Here is a 17,363-nt window from a genome sequence, read left to right as displayed (position 1 = left end):
TTATGCTGAGTGCCTGTTTTTTGGGAGTTGCAGCTCTTTTCTTGGGGCTGAGCTGCTGGACATTGTTAGAAACTCTGGCTGCTGTGTTCGCACGGCGAATCGAGCCAGCTTATCCGTCGTCTTCATCTGCGCGGGTGGCGATCTTAGTCCCTGCTCACAACGAAGAAATTGAAATTGCAGAGACGCTGCAAACCTTAACAGCACAAAAGCGACCTCAAGATCAGCTGATTGTCATTGCAGATAACTGCACGGATCGAACTGCCGAAATTGCTCGATCGATGGGTGTGATTGTACTAGAGCGCCGTGACACACTCCGGCGTGGCAAAGGATATGCTTTGGACTATGGCACAACGCATCTAGCTGCAGATCCACCTGATGTCGTGATCGTAGTTGATGCAGACTGTCAGGTGCAGCCAGGCGCGATCGAACAATTAGTCGATACAGTGATGGCAACGGGCAGACCGGTTCAGGCGACCTATTTACTCCAGAAACCGCCTCAAGCGACGGCTAAACACTCTGTTGCCGCATTTGCTTTCACGCTCAAAAATCTGGTGCGACCGCTCGGATTAACTCATCTTGGGCTGCCGTGTTTATTAACGGGGACAGGGATGGCGTTTCCTTGGGCAGCGATTCAAGCCGTGAGTTTAGCGAGCGGTCATATCGTTGAAGATATGAAGGTCAGTGTGGATTTAACGATCGCTGGATTTGCCCCCCTTTATTGTCCAGAGGCACGAGTAACGGGGGTGCTGCCGCAGAATAGCCGTGCGGGTGAAAGTCAACGCACCCGATGGGAGCATGGACATTTGCAAGCGATCACCACCTTTGTTCCAGTCTTAATCAAGAGTGCAATTCAGCGAAGAAATTTGGATGCGCTAGGAGTTGCTCTAGAGCTGAGTGTCCCGCCCTTATCGCTGTATGTCATGAGCTGGTTGGCAATCAGTGCCATTACGCTGTTTTGGGGTTGGATAAGTGGGCATTGGTTCCCTGGAATGATTGCGATCGCGGCTGGAGCTTGTCTTGCAGGGACAGTTTTTGGAGCTTGGGCGAAGTTTGGGCGCGACGATTTATCGCTGCGCGACCTGATCACAGTTCCAATGTACATATTGTGGAAGATTCCGGTGTATCTGAAGTTTTTAGTGCGTCCGCAGAAAACTTGGGTGCGCACAGAGCGGGATGTGCGCTCGGCTTCAGAGTAGTGACTCGTGAAGCGTAAATAATTAGGAACTTTGGCAGAGGATTTAAGTCGGGGTTAAAGTCGAACATAGCGCACACAAGCTGGTATAGGAAGTCTTACCGTGAAGCGATTCGTCTCCCTGAAAACACTCGGTCATAGTTTTATGTGGGGTGCAGCCCTAGCTCTGTCAGCTGTTGCTCCTAGTTTCGCTGCTGAACGTTTAAATTTGCGATTTGGACCGTTTGAGCAATCGATTGAGGTTGCGGATTTAGAACAGTTTGCTCAAAGTGGAAAAGTCTCTACATCGCTTCAGCTCTATACTGCAATTCTGACTCCTGAATTTCGCAAAGCTTTAACAAGTCGATTAGAGCTTGATCCCAAGTTGGGCACGCGGATTGTTGAAGACTTGTTAAAGTCTCCATCGGGGCAGCAGGTTTTAAATTCGATCCGACAAGCTGCTCCAGAATTAAGTTTAGAAACGCTGCAAGCGGGGTTTTGGTTAGCAGCTCGGCAGGCAAATCAACTCGATGCAATTGGGGTGATCAAAGCGATTCCACAAGATACAGTGACGATCGATGTCACCCAAGCGCTAGGCATCGCGTCTCAGTTGAATTTTTCCTACTGGAAAACTCAAGGGATTCAATCGCTATTAACGAATAGTTTGCCAGCGGGCAATCCAGGATTTCGCGCTGAACTTGATCCATCTGTGCCCGGAAATCAGCCGGTTCGAGAACAGTTTTTTTCATTCTTCGATGATCAACGGAATCGCCAATTGCCCGTGGATTTGTATTGGAGTTCGACCAATCCTCAAGCGCCTTTGATTGTGATTGCGCCAGGGTTTGAGGCAAATCGGAAGTTTTTAACATATCTGGCTCGACATTTGGCATCGCATGGATTTACAGTCGCCGCGATCGAGCATCCGTTTGTCACGCGTGGTGGAGCACTGCCCGCTTTGAATCCTGATCGCTTAGTGCCTGGAACTGAGTTTATTGATCGCCCCAAAGACGTGAGTTTTTTGCTCGATCGCTTTGCGGAATTGAATCAACAACCGGGCGAACTACAAGGGAAACTCAATACTCAAAAAGTTTCAATGATTGGGCATTCGTTGGGGGGGTATGAAGCGTTGGCGCTGGCTGGGGCTGAGTTGCGGATTGATGAATTACGCGATTTCTGTCGAGAAAGTGGTCTATTAGAGCGGGTTCCAGCGGATTGGCTGCAATGTGCAGCGGCTGAACTTCCCCAAAACCGAATTAGTGTTCGGGATCCAAGAATTGTGCAAGCGATCGCGCTCAACCCGGCGATCGGGCAAATTTTTGGTAAGGAAGGTCTAAAATCTGTGGCTACGCCAACGATGATCTTGACCAGTACCGACGATCGGTTAGCTCCAGCATTTACGCAGCAGCTTCAACCCTTTTTGCAATTACCGACTCCGAAGTATTTATTAACGGCAATTGGGACAACCCATCTCAGTGTGAGCGATCCCGGCAATTTCAGTGGAGCCGTGGCGCAAGGAACGTTAGTCAAAGAGCGCAGGGGCAAGGAAGTTGAACCATTGCGGCGATTGTTGCAAGGGGTCACTTTGGCATTTGTGCAACAAGCGACTCCTGCTGCCAAAACCTATCAGCCGTTCTTAACCCCGGATTATGCGCGATCGCTATCGAAGCCAGAGTTACCCATGCGGTTGAATACTGAACTGCCTGAAAATATTACGCGTTGGCTGAGTTTAGCGTCGGTTTTTTGAATTTAAAGGACTGGAGAAGTTCTATCCAACCTGTGCGGATTGGCTCGAACTTGTTCGTAAAAGTTTCATAAAAGTTCATATCATGAACCTGTGCGATCGTCCGCGCACGGAAACCTACGAGACAGAGGAGTCACCTTAAATGAGTTCAGCTTTAGCTGTATGGATTACCAGTACAATGCAGTCGCTGGGATACATCGGAATCGGATTTCTCATGTTCATGGAAAATCTATTCCCACCGATTCCGTCCGAGCTGATCATGCCGCTAGCTGGATTCACTGTCTCGAAAGGAGATATGAACTTTCAGTATGCCGTGCTGGCTGGTGTGGTGGGGACAATCTTAGGAACGCTGCTCTGGTACTATGGTGGACTTTTGATCGGCGAGAAGCGAATTCGAGAACTGGCAGATCGCTATGGCAAATGGATCGGCGTAACCGGTCAAGACATTGATAAAGTCAATCGTTGGTTTTACAAACATGGAACCAAAGCCGTTTTATTTGGGCGACTCGTTCCCGGCATTCGCACGTTGATCTCGCTCCCTGCGGGGTTAAGTGGAATGCGACTCATGCCGTTTTTGGTGTATTCCACGATCGGGACAACGATTTGGACTGCTGCTTTAACGTATGTTGGGTATGTTTTGGGCGACCAGTATGAATTGGTGGATGAATATCTTGCGCCTGTTTCTAAGATTGTTCTCGGCATTTTAGTCATCGCCTTTGTGGTTTGGTTAATTCGACATCGAAAGGCTTCCCAATAAGGCATTGGTATCTCTAGAATTGTGCCGCAATTTTGAGATGAGACGGGGAACAGATTCAGGCGTAAACTCTTCCAGAAATAAGGCTCCTAGCTTTTGAGCAGATTGTCTCAGCACAACCGTTTAGATCACAAGCCCAGGCATCAAGCGATCGTGCCAACGCGATTTCGACTTATTGTGCGAACCTTGACTTCAATCGTTGCGAGGATAGGAGCAATGCGCGATTGTCCCTTTATTTCGTTTAATCTGATAAGGGGATTGGACATTTAGACGGACGGTGATAGGATACTCGCTCGGAAAAGTCACTCCGGATGTAGATCAATCGCTGGTGCCGATCCTTCTAATTATTAATCGTTATGATTGCAAGTTCACTTTTGCTCTCTCACATTCACATCTACCAGGAACACAAGTCAAATCGATCTTGAAAAAACGTTCTAACTACTGGCAACTTCTCGCTTATCTTCGCCCCCAATGGCGCACGATCGTTTATGCCTTGATGTGTGCGGTCATTTTTGCTGTGACTTGGCCCGCCATGGCATTTTTGTCAGAAAAAATGTCTCGGTTTATCAGCGAGGGGCGAATTGCTGCAATTGCGGAAACCGCTGGCTATGTGATTTTGATTTGGGGAAGCCAAAAACTTGCACAATACGGTCAAGAAACGCTGATTGCCAAAGCTTCGTTGAGTATTGCGATGGAGTTGAGAAATCGCACGTTTTCTCATATTCAACGCTTGAGTCTCGCTTATTTTGAAACGGTGCAGACTGGAGATCTCACCTATCGATTGACAGAAGATGTCGATCGCATTGGTGAGGTGATTCAAAAGCTCTTTAGCCAGTTTGTGCCGAATGCGATGAAGCTCGTTGTGACGCTGATTACGATGCTGTATTTCAATTGGCAGTTGACGCTTTCAACGCTGATCGTGGCTCCGTTGCTGGCTGGATTAACGGCTTGGTTTGGCGAGAAGATGCGGAAGTTGTCGTATCGGAGCCAGAGCCGGATTTCAGACTTGTCGGCGTTGCTGACAGAGATGTTAAGTGGCGTGAGATTAGTGCGCGCCTTTGCAGCGGAGGATTATGCGATCGAACAATTCCGCCGAGGTTCAGAACGCAATCGTCAAGCCAGATACGCGACAGAACGTTTGAGAGCGATTCAATACCCAGTTCAAGGATTCTTAGATGCACTGGGTATTCTCGCGCTCTTGTTAGTGGGCAGTTGGCAAATCTCCCAAGGGAATTTGACGGGCAGTGAATTCATTGCGTTCGTGGTCGCGGTCGCGATGTTGTTTGAGCCGATTAGCACAGTGACATTGAACTACAACGAGTTTAAGCAGGGAGAGGCTTCGGTTGATCGTGTGTTTGAACTGTTGCAGATTAACCCGTCGATCGTGGAACAACCCGATGCTAAAGTTCTGCCTTCTGTGACCGGGAGAATTGAGTTTGAGAATGTCTCTTTTGCCTATCGTCCGGATCGTCCTGTTCTGCAAGATTTGAGTCTGCGAGTCTATCCGGGCGAAATGGTGGCTTTAGTGGGGGCATCGGGTGCGGGTAAAACGACGCTCGTGAATTTAATTCCACGATTTTATGATCCTCAAGCAGGAGAAATCTGGATTGATGGCACGAACATTCGCGATGTCTCGCTGAAAAGTTTGCGGCATCAAATCGGGATTGTGCCGCAGGAAACGATTTTGTTTACGGGAACGATCGCGCAAAATATCGCCTTTGGACAACTCGATTTTGATATGAATGCAGTTCGAGAAGCTGCCAAGATTGCCAATGCTCATCAGTTTATTAGTCAATTTCCCGATGGCTATGAAACTTGGGTCGGTGAGCGAGGAGTAAATTTATCGGGAGGACAGCGGCAGCGATTAGCGATCGCGCGTGCAGTTCTGCTCAATCCTCGAATCTTGATTCTCGATGAAGCAACTTCAGCGTTGGATTCAGAATCCGAAGCGTTGGTTCAAGAAGCATTAGAACGAATCATGCAAGGACGAACTGTGTTCATCATCGCGCATCGCTTAGCGACGGTGAGACGAGTCGATCGCATTCTGGTCATGGAGAAAGGACGAGTTGTAGAGTCTGGAACTCATACAGAATTGCTCGCAGAAGGCGGACGATATGCACGATTCTACGCACAGCAGTTTAGCTAAGCTTCACGTTTACCATCTGTGGAGCAACGATCGGGTGTCATTTTGATTGTTCTATAGCAATCCGGTTTGAGGTGTAGAGGCTAAGAAGAGTAGGGAGTAGGGAGCTAATCAAGAGAACTACTCCCCACTCCCCAACTGATTTGGAATTGCGATTTATAGGTTTCGATCATGACCCTACCCATTAAATGCCTGACTCAACCCTTGATGGATGCGATCGCTGAGCAAGCCCGCACGAGTCCTCGCCATCGCAAGAACTACAATTTTCATGAGCATAGCGACATTGTTCAGCGCTTTCTCAATGTCTTGCAGCCTGGGACTTATGTTCGTCCGCACCGTCATGTGCGCCCCGAAGGTAAGAGTGGCTTTGAATTCTTTCTAGTGTTGCAAGGCGCGATCGGTATTCTGATTTTAGATGGATCCGGAGAAGTCATTCATACCGAGAAAATTAGCGCAACTGGAACGACTAGAGGAGTAGAACTTGGAGAAGGCATGTTTCATACTTTGATTGCGCTTGAGCCAGATACCGTCATGTTTGAGTTAAAAGAAGGACCTTACATGCCGATCGAAGATAAGGATTTTCTGCAAACTTTTCCTTTAGAAAATACAGCCGAAGCTCAACAGTGGATTCAAACTTGGATGCAACATTTTCAGTAGTACTGTGCAGGTGCATCTATTCAGAATCGATCGTAGAACGAGACTTCAACTTGAGTCTATTGCTCAAGCAAAATTGAAGTGAGCTTTTCGGAATACTAAAGTTCTGATTCATGGCAACCTTCTTTTACTGTCAGTCGCTTCTGAGTCAAAGCGCAATGTGCTTACACTCCAGTCGAACCGAATCCACCTGCTCCGCGAATAGTATCAGATAAACGATCGACTTCTTCAAGCTCTGCGCGAATCACAGGCACAATGACCATTTGGGCAACTTTCATATGCTTCAGCACCTTGAAAGATTCTTGCCCATGATTGATCAAAATCACTCCAATTTCACCTCGATAGCCTGCATCAACTGTGCCTGGAGTATTGAGAACTGTAATCGAATGCTTCAGTGCTAACCCACTTCTCGGACGAATTTGGGCTTCGGTTCCGAGCGGTAGCTCGATCGCGATTCCTGTTCCAATCAGCGCCGTCTTTCCAGGGGGAATGTCTTGTTCTGCGAGCGCAAACAGATCCAAACCTGAATCATCTTCATGTTCGTATCGGGGTAGCTTAGCAGAGTCTACTAGCTTGACAAGTTTTACTTTTGCGCTTTGCATACCTTACAACATTAGCTTGACATCGCATATCGAACCAACTGACATAATCGCTGTCTAAGTGTTTCCAGCCCTAGTCGCTCATGGGCTGAGATAAATGCGGCTTGAGGAAACTCTTCGCGAGCGATCGCCAACTGTTCCGCATCAACTTGATCGATTTTATTAAACGCTAAAAGTGCAGGTCCCGGTGTAATGGGCATCTCACCCAGAATGTGCATCACCGATCTAATCTGACTTTGCCAAGCCGGATGCGACAGATCCACCACATGCAGCAAAGCGTCCGCCTCTGTCACTTCTTCTAATGTGGCACGAAACGCATCCATCAAAGAAGGCGGCAATTCATGAATAAATCCAACGGTATCCGTTAACAACAGTTGCGTTGCTTCATGTGTTTCCGAATCGGTGAAATTTAATCGTCGAGTTGTTGGATCGAGTGTTGCAAAAAGCTGATCAGCTGTATAGACTTCAGCATTCGTTAAAGCATTGAGCAATGTCGATTTTCCTGCATTGGTATAGCCGACCACTGCGATCGAGGGAATTTCTTCGTGCTGTCGGCGCTGTCTCAAGCGCGCTCGATGCGCTTGAAGCTGATTCACCTCTTGCTGAAGTCGCGAAATTCGCCGCTGAATTGCGCGGCGTTCGGTTTCTAGCTTCGTTTCTCCAGGTCCTCTTGTACCGATCCCGCCTCCTAATCGAGACATCGCTTGTCCGCGTCCTGACAATCGCGGCAGCATATATTCAAGCTGAGCCAGTTCCACTTGAAGTTTTCCGGCTCCAGACTGTGCTCGTTGCGCGAAAATATCCAAGATGACTTCGGTACGATCGACAATTCGGATGCCAATCTGCATCTCTAAATTACGAACCTGAGCCGGGGAAAGATCACGATCGAACACAATCAAACTTGCCCCGACCGTTTGCGCTGCCAAAGTAATTTCTTGGACTTTTCCTTCTCCGACTACGGTTTGAGGATGCGGACGCGGGCGTTTCTGCTTCACCGTTTGCAGGACTTCGCCGCCTGCGGTTTCGACCAGTCTTGCCAGTTCCTCTAACTCGGTCTGAAACCGTTGCGCTGACTTATTATCCGTTTGTAATCCGACAATTAAGACCTGATCATGATCGCGATCGACTTGCTGAGCAATATACTCACGGCGAAATTCTTCTTCTAGCCCTTCAACCAACGCCAGAAAATCTTGCTCTGAAACCACGTCTAACCCTAGCGGCGGCGAGACTGTCCAACTCACCTCTGGATGCGGCACTAAATGCGCTAAGTAAGCCGCCTTCACATATCCGGTTGCACCACCACCTCGCCGCTCAAATCCGCCTCCCGTCAGCGTTAATGCTACATAGGTATCTAGTCGTTGCAATGCCATCACCGTCAGCATTGCGTCTCCCGGTGGATCTGACTTGAGTTGAGTCGCAATACAACGAATGCCACAGAGTCGCTCTGCACCATAACGCGGCAGTTCCAGCATTGGAATCTGAGTTTGGCGTAAAGTTCCAACCCCAACCCGAATCACTTGACCGCGACGATTCACATACGTACAAACGGGCTGATTGATTTCAGAACTAATGGCTGCGATCCGTTGAGCAAACTCGGCTGTAGTGATGCGATCGCCCGGTAAGCGCTGATGATACAGCCGTTGAAGCTGCTTGAGTTGACTGCTCTTTAGACCTTGGAGGTTTCCGTAGACGGTTTCGATAACTAAACTTTGCCAAACGCGACTTGATCTCATTCTAGATCGCAGAAGACAGTTGCAAGTTACAGTTTGTGAAATCGCAGACAAATTCTCGCTGCCCTAAACCGCCTGCGTCAACCTCGATCGCTTGAGTCAATCAATTTGACATCCATCTTACTTTTACCCGATCGCATTTCCTGATTCCATCAAAATCTGACGCACCTGATCATGCGTTAAATTTGGATTTGCGCTTAACATCAATGCAACCACACCCGATACATAAGGCGTTGACAGAGATGTGCCCCACCAGCCCGATTGATAGCTATTTCCTGGCACTGTTGTTTCAATGTCTTGTCCAGGTGCAAGCACATAATTCATCTTTGAATTCGACCCCGATCGATTTGAAAAGGCAGTGAGTTGTCGATCTTGATTCACAGCTCCCACAGCAATCCCAAACTGTGTTGCATAGCTCGCTGGATTGCTCGGTTGAGAGGCTCCTTCATTTAATGCCGCAGTCACAGTTATCACATTGCGGCTAGCAGCATAGGCAATTGCCTCTCTGAGTTCTGCGGAATCTGTCCACCACAGCGACATATTAATCACACGTGCCCCATTATCCACGGCATAGCGAATCGCTCTTGCTAAGTTCCCATTCCAGTTATCTTGAGCGTTCGTCACCCGCAGTGGCATTAACTTAGCACTGTAAGCAACTCCTGTGATACCAACATTGTTTTGAGCCGCAGCAATCACTCCACTTACCGCAGTTCCATGAGCACTCGAAGGTGAAATATCGTTGTTGTTTAAGCTAAAGTTCCAGCCATTTACGTCATCAATAAAGCCATTGCGATCGTCATCAATGCCATTGTTAGGAATTTCACCTGGATTCGTCCAGATATTAGACTTGAGATCAGAATGATTGATATCAATACCAGAATCAATCACAGCGATCGTAATTCCCTGCCCCGTATAGCCTCGCGCCCAAACTTCTGGAATATTCAGCATATCTATGCTCCAAGACGTTGCTGGAACTGAAGTCATAGGAGCTTGTTTCACAGCAGTAGCAACTGCGATCGCGGCATTCACAAGCCCATAACCAAAACTTGCACTATAGCTTGGGCTTGGAGCATAACTTTGCTCAAAGGATTGAATGCGGAAATTTCCGAAGTCTAGAAGTGTGACCGTCTGGAATTGAAGCTGATTGATGCCCCAGTAGCCGGCTGCACCTGTCGTTGATTGCTGCCATAAAATATCCGTTGTTCCATCTTGGTTGTAGTCACTTAAGCCTTTGATATCCCAAGAAAAATCAGGCGCGATCGACAAGTTAGACTTTTTGCCGACGCTCATGCCATTAATTTGCCAGATCTGAACTTGTCCCGATTGCCCATTGCGCCAAAGCAGATCGAATTGTCGATCTCCATTAAAGTCACCGCTGCCTTCCAATGTCCAACCTGCAACAGAGTCGATGTAGATACTGCGTTCTAAGGTTGTGCCATTCATCTGCCAGAACGCGTTTTCATGAGTTCGATCGTTGCGCCAAAACAGATCTAAATCGCCATCATTGTCATAGTCCTGAACATCTGTAATCTGCCATGCTAAATCACTGATTGTTGTCGTAATTTGGCTCGATTCGAGGGACATGCCATTCAAGCGCCAGAATGCGACTTCTCCAGAACGTTGATTACGCCAAAGAATATCGCGATCGCGGTCGCCATCAAAGTCTCCAATTCGCTCAATCTGCCAGTTCAAGTCACTAACGGTGTAAAGATCGACTCGTTGTCCATTCGTTAGGAAGGAATAGCTTTGACGATCGCGCCAGAGTAAATCAGGGTTACCATCGCGATCGTAGTCATAGATATCAATGACTTGCGTATTGCGATCGAAAATGTAAGAAGCTCGATTGACCGCGCGATTTTCAGCGAGCGAGAACCAAGACAATTCATTGGAGTTCGTAGCAATCAGATCACTGGGATTGGCGATCGCACTCCAAGCAGGCTTGTCGAAAGACATAGTGACGAATTAAGGCAGGAACGACCTTCCCAGAGTTCCCGCTTCAATTCGTCAAATCTTTATAACACTGGTGATCCTAATCACCTAGCAACAATTGACCCAACTAGAGCGAATCGCGCCATCTTCACCGTAGTAAAAATCTTTTTTCCAAATCGGAGGTCAATACAGGTCGTAAAGTTCTATGTCAATTTTCATACTATCGGAGCGGTGGGATTTGAACCCACAACCCCTTTAATAGACGTGAGAGGGTCAAACATTATTTTTCCGAGCATGAATTTATCGATTGTATTTGCTGGATTGAGTCTGAATGGCGGATGAGAGTTAGAGCGTTCGATTTTCACCGGATGGAGTGAGGAGATTCGATATGGCGATGAATGTGGACGCAGAGATTAAAACGTTGGCTTCTGCATTGGATATTTCTCTAAAGTATCGAGAAGTCGTGTGACATCCTGACGATAGCGATTCATAAGTTCCGAATCCGGCTTTGATCTTGAGTATGGAGTCTGAACCCATCTATCAAATTTCCGACCAACGAGTGTAAAACGCGTCATTCTTACATCAGATGATGTCTCGCATTTTTCCCAGGCTAATATATTCACCTCTCTTTTGTTACCAGCATTGGCTATTAGACTAACTATATTAGATACAAGCCGTTGATTCTTTAGATAACAATATCGATAAAGAATCAGATCATTAATGGAAGTAGAATTTGGATTCTGGCAAATAATCGTGTTTGCATCAACTCGAAGCACTGGCGTTTCTGGTCGAAGACAGGTGATTGTAAGAGATTGAGCAGTTGCAGGGAACGCGGCGAATCCGAGAGGGATGGTAGAAGCAGCGACGATTAGAAAGCGTTTCAAATTACGATCAACAAGCATGGAATACGAGAGAGATAAACTTAGTATCAAAGATAACGCTCTCTTCAGCCACGATCCCGAAAAACCCACCAGTATCATTTTGTAGGATATCCTGTACACTAACTAGAGTGTTAGTACTATCTAAGGGTATGAGTGATTACTTTCAAGAAACACGGTACGTATTAGAGTTGATTTACTTTCATCATCGGGGAATTCGCTATCAAGGACGAGGAATCATGACTTGGAATCCAGAAGAGGGATTTCATCTCGAAGCTTTTCTTGAGCGCACTCAGATAATGCCGCGAGTTATCAGGATTGGCAGAATTGGAGTTATTCCCAGAAGTGATTACTCTTCATTTCGTATGCGTATTCAAGGCTACGACTGGGCAATTGCTCCTCATGTCCACTTAGCTGACTTTGACTGGTTTGATATTCAAAGGGGGCATCTCTCCAAAAACTTTAAGCAGGTCATTTTCTGTAAATCTCGTTCACCCTACTACTCTAATTCTGTTTGGGCTGGGTCTGCTTTATATGTTACTAAAAGCTCTGATTTGAAATTCACTGACCGCGTACATCATTTCACTCATATTAGTAATCAGCAATTTGCAGAAAACTGGCGATCATCAGGTATTTGGTATAACTCCGATGGACAGGAGTACTCATTGCGGGGGTATCTTACTGATCAAAACCGACTGCAGCTCCATTGGCAGATCCCCAGAAGTCAATGGTCAAAATCTCAGGGTTGGAGATGGGCATCAGCTATTCAGGATGCTCTATCGATTTGGCAAGGTGAGACAATTTGCCTTGTACAACGCGAAATGTATCGTGGAGTGCAGAAGATCACCGAAGTTAGACAGCAAGAACCTTTATATTCACTGAGCTTCCTATCACCTTTAGACGATAGAAAATTGGATCGCGATTCTCTAATAAAATTAATCGAATTTTTCGCACTAAATTCAAATAATGCTAATGTTTGTCAAAATATCTTTTGGCAATTGATTGAGGCATCCTATCAAAAAGGATGGCAAGCAAGAGAGCTTTTGGTTTCTACAATTCTTGAAGCTGCTCTGAGGACAATTTACAATTATCCACTCCATCAAAACGATAATTCAAATGGGTTGGTTCAAAGTCTACTAGCTAAATTTCGCAATGATTTCTTCTCTATAGGGTCGGATGAGTTGAAGAAACAATGGAAAAAGGAGTGCAACAGAGTTCTGGAATCCTTTAAACGATTACGACACCGTAATGCTCACCCAGATTGGCTTGAAGATTCGGGGGGTTCTTTTTCAGGTGACCGTCTGGATAAGTCTTTCAATGATTTGATTTTGCTAAGTCGCTTCTATGGTTACATGATGCTTGGACTTGCAGGTTTCGAGGGCTTAGTTCCTCATCTACCACAACCTTTTAGCAATCAGACCATAGGCGCATTAACACAAGTAGAAGAAGATGAAAGCTTTCCTTCACATCCATTTACAGACAGAAAAAACATTGACCCTACTTTACAGTTGGCTGAGAGCTTACGTCTTGCCAAAACCTATCATCAGCGAACGATGATCGATCGAAAGTTTTACTTGGAAAAAGCAAGTAATCTACCCACTACTCTAGATAATTTTGATCATTGATCTTTGCATCTATCAACCCCTAAGTCGATTCCAACACGTTGCCAAAAGCCTATCCCTTCAGCCGCTCAACCTCACTCACCGAAGTCACGTACTCCTTCTAGGGCTTAGACCTTAACCCCCTAATGATTTCGTTTTTGCAACGATTCATGTGAAAGATAGACAGGCAGTAGGATGCTTCGCAGTTCGTGAGTGACCGCGTGAGTTGATCGACCCTAGTGCAAATAACTTTTTGCACCTGCCCAGACTCTATAGTTGCAATGAGACGCTGATACTCTAGACGGTGATCCTCATGACTCTCTCTTCCCGTCTTGATGTCCCAAATAACCTAGCCAATCGTTGTTTTAGTAAGTTGTATTTTCTGATTGTTCACGACCCGATACTCTTCCATACGCCACGATCTACAGCAAGATCCATACAGGACAACCCCTAACAACAATTGACCCACGAGGATTTTATCTCGCCGTCGTGACCTGTATAGAACTCTTTTTTCCAAATCGGGGCGCGATGTTTCAGCGTATCGATCGCGTATTTACAAGCCTCAAATGCTTCCGTACGATGCGGGCATCCAACGGCAATTAATACACTGATTTCCCCAATCTCTAATCGTCCAATCCGGTGATGAATCACGACATGAGTGACATCCTTCCAAGTTTGCCGAATCTCAGATGCAATTTCTTTGAAAACCGCGATCGCCATCGGTTCATAAGCTTGATACTCCAGATGCAGCACTGAAAATCCATCAGTATTGTTCCGAACCATACCGCTCATCAGCACGATCGCGCCATTGGCTGCGTCATCTGCTTGGCTGTAGACTTCTTCGATCGAAAGCGGCGCGATCGTAATCGTGAAACGATCGCCGGGATGCGTGGGAACGGGCTTTGGCGGAGTCGATGAAATCATAGAAGAACGCAGCAAATCAATGTTTTCTCATTCTAAGCAATCGGTTCATACACCATCTTCGGAACCAGAACCCCATCTTCTCGAACCTCTCCAATTCCTAAAAAGCGATCGCACTTCACCCGCACAATTCCTGCCGCAAGTCCCAAGGCAATTTTTTGTCCCTGACACCAGCGCCGCGCAATGATTTCGTCTACCTCGACTTCTGGCAAATGCAAAACTGCATGTTCAGAATTCATCAAAGGCGCAGGCAAGTCTTCAAGCCTCAAACTATCTGCGAGCAAAAAACCATTACTCTCGGTTCTGAGCAACTTCGCCAAAGCCGCACCTGTGCCAAGTTCCGCTCCTAGATCGCGAGCAATCGATCGAATATAAGTCCCACTTCCACAAGCAATTTCCAGATCCAACTCCGGAAACTCGCCCGCTCTCCAATCCAGCACCTTTAGGCTGTAAATTTCTACAGTTCGAGCCGGAACCTCGATCGTTTTGCCTGCCCGAGCCAAGTCATACAATCGCTTGCCATCGATTTGAATCGCACTGTAATTTGGCGGAATCTGCTCAATCACTCCTTGAAACAAAGAGAGCTTCTCTTGTATATCCTCTAAGCTCAGATTCGCAACCGCTTCTTGCGTCAGAATTTCGCCTTCCAAATCATCGGTTGTGGTCGTTACCCCAAATCGAATCGTCGCATGATAAGCCTTATCGTGATGCAGATATTGCAGCAATCGAGTCGCCCGACCGATCGCGATCGGTAAAACGCCCGTCGCTGCCGGATCAAGCGTTCCCGCATGTCCCACTTTCTTCGTCCCCAGAATCCTCCGCACCTTCGCCACACAATCATGTGACGTAAATCCAAACGGCTTATTGAGATTCAAAAACCCATCCACAAGCAAATCACCTATCCAACTGCGAGAGCGTTAACGATTGCACCAAACTTAACCGTAACGGATCTTGGGAGATCGAACGGGCATAGGTTGCAGAAATATAGGGTCGGAAGCTCGATTGATTGTTAATGTAAGTCTGAAAAAATGCCAAACTCAGGGCATTCATGTAGCGTCGCGCGATCGCGGGATTCGCTCCAATCACTTCTGGCGGAACCGGAACCCCTTCATCATTTGCCTGTCCCAAAGTTGAGAAATGCGTTCCTTGATCAATCACCGCCAAATATCGGTCATTCGTTTGTAACCACGTAAATGGCTGAATCTGTTCGGGCAAAGCAGGCGCGATCGTATCTGCATTGCTTCCTACCATCAGCATCGGGGTTTTAATCTGACTCGCGGATGCCTGTCCGAAAACACTACTGGTGATCGGATTAATCGCAACGATCGCTTTGACCCGTGGATCGCTCAAATTGTAGTTAATCGGTGGTAAAGCAGCCGCACGGCATTGCAGCAAGAGAGAAAGATTCAGGGTCCGATCGATCTCCTCTGGACGGCAAGATTGCTGAAGCTGTGCAAAATTAATCGGCGCACCCGCTAATGCCATCACCGTATAGCCGCCAAAAGATTGCCCCAACAGTCCAACTTGCTTGACATTCAAACGACTGTATTGAGGATCAGACTTGGCTCTACGCTCCAGTTCATCCAGTACATACTTAATATCGAGCGGTCGATCGACAAACTCACTCGGACTCGTGACCTCATTGGCGATGCCATCGACTAAAGCTTGTAGCTGTTTAGCATTACTGCCGGGATGTTCTGGAACGGCAACCGCAAATCCATGAGACGCGAGGTGTTCTGCTAAATATCGAAACGTTCCGCGATCGGAACCCAGCCCATGCGAAATTACAATCACTGGAATCGATTTTGGCAAAGCCTGACGACGCGCGATCGGTAAATAGACATCGACCGGAAAGACACGCTCTCGTCCCAACGCTCGAACAAATCCGCGCGATCGATCGATTAATCTCCACGAGTCTCGCCGAAATCCATATGCCCCTCGCGCCGTTAAATCAGGGATATCTCCCGGTAGCGGCGTAGACTCTTGATTTGCAAGTTGAGCGATTAAATCAGTCGCTTGCTTCGTGCGTCCAATCAAATCTCCAAAATCATCCACAATCTGGAGGCTGCGCTGCAAATCAATCCGAATCCCCCGCGTTGGAAACTTCCGAAAGACATTCAGCAACGTTAACCCTTCTGGCTCAGCCGATGCCAAAATCAATGCCGCTCGAATCGCAAAAAATCCTGTATCGCGAGATTCCGGCTGAATCACTTCTCCCAGACGGCGTAACAAAATCTCACCTTGCTGCGTATACAAGAATTGCGAAACCGCAACCGGACTAAGGTCTGCCTTGGCAAGCAACGCCTTGCGCAATATCGCCAATTGCGTTGCATCGACATATTGCGAATACACATAAAGGTCGCTATCGAGCACGCCCTGACGCGCATAAGCTTCCAGGGCAGAAACAGAAACCGATCGCTCTAAAATGCCATACGACAGAAAAATCCGCTCAGCACTCCGGACTGGGAGACTGATAGCGAGAACAGAAATCAGTCCTGCGATCGCGGAGAAGAAAAATTTGGCGACTTTCGACTGTTGCATATCTTCGGACGGAATCCTAACGACCTGAACCTAGACTGGCTCATTTTGACGCACCTACAGAAAAAGCGGCAACTTCCAAAGAAATAAAAAGAATTCCTTCTAAACAAAAATTAAGCCAAGCTGAAATTTTGATCATTAGCTTGAAGTCTAATTTGCAACTCCGGGCACTTTGGATAGAGTGTGACAGATGAGTTTGATTGATTTTTGCTACTAGTAGCGTGTCTCATATTTAACGAGCACCCTTACCAAGTTCAGACTTTCGATCGACATAATTTCCTCAACTTAGTCGTATAACATCTGGTACGGCAATTCTAAATTTCAGATTCTCCCCCTGAAGTCACAGTTAAAGCAGCACAAGGACGAATTTTTAGTGATAGGATGATGTCCCTGCGCTCCGACAGCCTAAAAAAACATCTACTTCAATATGACGAGGATTTCGATGGCGGTTCTACCCCCCGACACCATTCAACAAAGTTCAGAGGTTGCACTCCAACAGATCGATTGGGTAGCACCTGCTGAATCCACAGAGATTGAACTCATTGACTATCTAAAAGACGAATTGGCAGTTTCAGACGACTCGATCGACCTTGCTCTGCGTCACTGCCAACAAGAACGAGGCACGTTGCCAATGGTGCTTTGGCGCTACGGATTTGTCTCGATTGATCAGTTGAATCAGATTTTTGATTGGATGGCTCGCTAGT

General features: G+C 47.0%; 13 protein-coding genes. 7 read left to right on the top strand and 6 right to left on the bottom strand.

Annotated elements, in window-relative coordinates; all coding sequences use genetic code 11:
- The first annotated feature begins 2 nt into the window (after window positions 1-2).
- The 5 genes from ACMUEV_RS12880 to ACMUEV_RS12860 all read left to right on the top strand — a co-directional run bounded on the left by ACMUEV_RS12880 (window position 3) and on the right by ACMUEV_RS12860 (window position 6,466).
- Window positions 3-1,196 (top strand): glycosyltransferase family 2 protein, encoded by a 1,194-nt coding sequence (locus ACMUEV_RS12880; protein ID WP_190651955.1) that lies wholly within the window; start codon window positions 3-5, stop codon window positions 1,194-1,196.
- 99 nt (window positions 1,197-1,295) lie between these two features.
- Window positions 1,296-2,915 (top strand): alpha/beta hydrolase, encoded by a 1,620-nt coding sequence (locus ACMUEV_RS12875; protein WP_347277611.1) that lies wholly within the window; start codon window positions 1,296-1,298, stop codon window positions 2,913-2,915.
- A 139-nt stretch (window positions 2,916-3,054) separates the two neighbouring features.
- Complete coding sequence (locus tag ACMUEV_RS12870; protein ID WP_190651956.1) at window positions 3,055-3,669, top strand: DedA family protein; 615 nt, start codon at window positions 3,055-3,057, stop codon at window positions 3,667-3,669.
- Between the two features lie 418 nt (window positions 3,670-4,087).
- Window positions 4,088-5,812, top strand: coding sequence for an ABC transporter ATP-binding protein (locus ACMUEV_RS12865; protein ID WP_026148700.1), 1,725 nt, complete (start codon window positions 4,088-4,090; stop codon window positions 5,810-5,812).
- A gap of 168 nt (window positions 5,813-5,980) precedes the next feature.
- A complete protein-coding gene (locus ACMUEV_RS12860; protein ID WP_242044511.1) occupies window positions 5,981-6,466 on the top strand; it encodes a WbuC family cupin fold metalloprotein in 486 nt (161 codons plus the stop codon).
- Window positions 6,467-6,627: 161 nt separating this feature from the next.
- Here the strand turns inward: ACMUEV_RS12860 and dut are convergent, their stop codons facing one another.
- The 3 genes from dut to ACMUEV_RS12845 form a co-directional block, all read right to left on the bottom strand.
- A complete protein-coding gene (dut, locus tag ACMUEV_RS12855; RefSeq protein ID WP_190651957.1) occupies window positions 6,628-7,065 on the bottom strand; it encodes a dUTP diphosphatase in 438 nt (145 codons plus the stop codon).
- 11 nt (window positions 7,066-7,076) lie between these two features.
- On the bottom strand, window positions 7,077-8,795 hold the full coding sequence (hflX, locus tag ACMUEV_RS12850) for a GTPase HflX (RefSeq protein ID WP_017288697.1): 1,719 nt from the start codon (window positions 8,793-8,795) through the stop codon (window positions 7,077-7,079).
- A gap of 123 nt (window positions 8,796-8,918) precedes the next feature.
- Complete coding sequence (locus ACMUEV_RS12845) at window positions 8,919-10,745, bottom strand: S8 family serine peptidase (RefSeq protein WP_242044512.1); 1,827 nt, start codon at window positions 10,743-10,745, stop codon at window positions 8,919-8,921.
- 1,093 nt (window positions 10,746-11,838) lie between these two features.
- On the opposite strand from ACMUEV_RS12845, the gene ACMUEV_RS12840 reads away from it, so the two are divergent.
- Window positions 11,839-13,224 carry a hypothetical protein gene (locus tag ACMUEV_RS12840; protein WP_190651958.1) on the top strand — a complete coding sequence of 462 codons (1,386 nt, stop codon included), beginning with the start codon at window positions 11,839-11,841 and terminating at the stop codon, window positions 13,222-13,224.
- 426 nt (window positions 13,225-13,650) lie between these two features.
- Here ACMUEV_RS12840 and ACMUEV_RS12835 read toward each other — a convergent pair whose 3' ends face one another.
- The 3 genes from ACMUEV_RS12835 to ACMUEV_RS12825 are packed head-to-tail and all read right to left on the bottom strand — an operon-like array spanning window position 13,651 to window position 16,662.
- A complete protein-coding gene (locus ACMUEV_RS12835) occupies window positions 13,651-14,124 on the bottom strand; it encodes a molybdenum cofactor biosynthesis protein MoaE (RefSeq protein ID WP_190651959.1) in 474 nt (157 codons plus the stop codon).
- 32 nt (window positions 14,125-14,156) lie between these two features.
- Window positions 14,157-15,008: a tRNA pseudouridine(55) synthase TruB gene (truB, locus tag ACMUEV_RS12830; RefSeq protein ID WP_190651960.1), complete on the bottom strand. Its 852-nt coding sequence runs from the start codon at window positions 15,006-15,008 to the stop codon at window positions 14,157-14,159.
- 7 nt (window positions 15,009-15,015) lie between these two features.
- The gene (locus ACMUEV_RS12825) at window positions 15,016-16,662 is read right to left on the bottom strand and encodes an alpha/beta hydrolase (RefSeq protein WP_190651961.1); all 1,647 of its coding nucleotides are present in this window, start codon (window positions 16,660-16,662) and stop codon (window positions 15,016-15,018) included.
- Window positions 16,663-17,101: 439 nt separating this feature from the next.
- Between ACMUEV_RS12825 and ACMUEV_RS12820 the strand changes: the two genes are divergently transcribed.
- Window positions 17,102-17,362, top strand: coding sequence for a DUF2949 domain-containing protein (locus ACMUEV_RS12820; RefSeq protein WP_190651962.1), 261 nt, complete (start codon window positions 17,102-17,104; stop codon window positions 17,360-17,362).
- Window position 17,363: the final 1 nt, after the last annotated feature.

This window comes from Leptolyngbya sp. FACHB-1624 (assembly GCF_047649235.1).
Classification (GTDB): domain Bacteria; phylum Cyanobacteriota; class Cyanobacteriia; order Leptolyngbyales; family Leptolyngbyaceae; genus Leptolyngbya; species Leptolyngbya boryana.
Note: the sequence above shows the minus strand (reverse complement) of the source record. Positions and strands in the feature narration are given on the sequence as shown.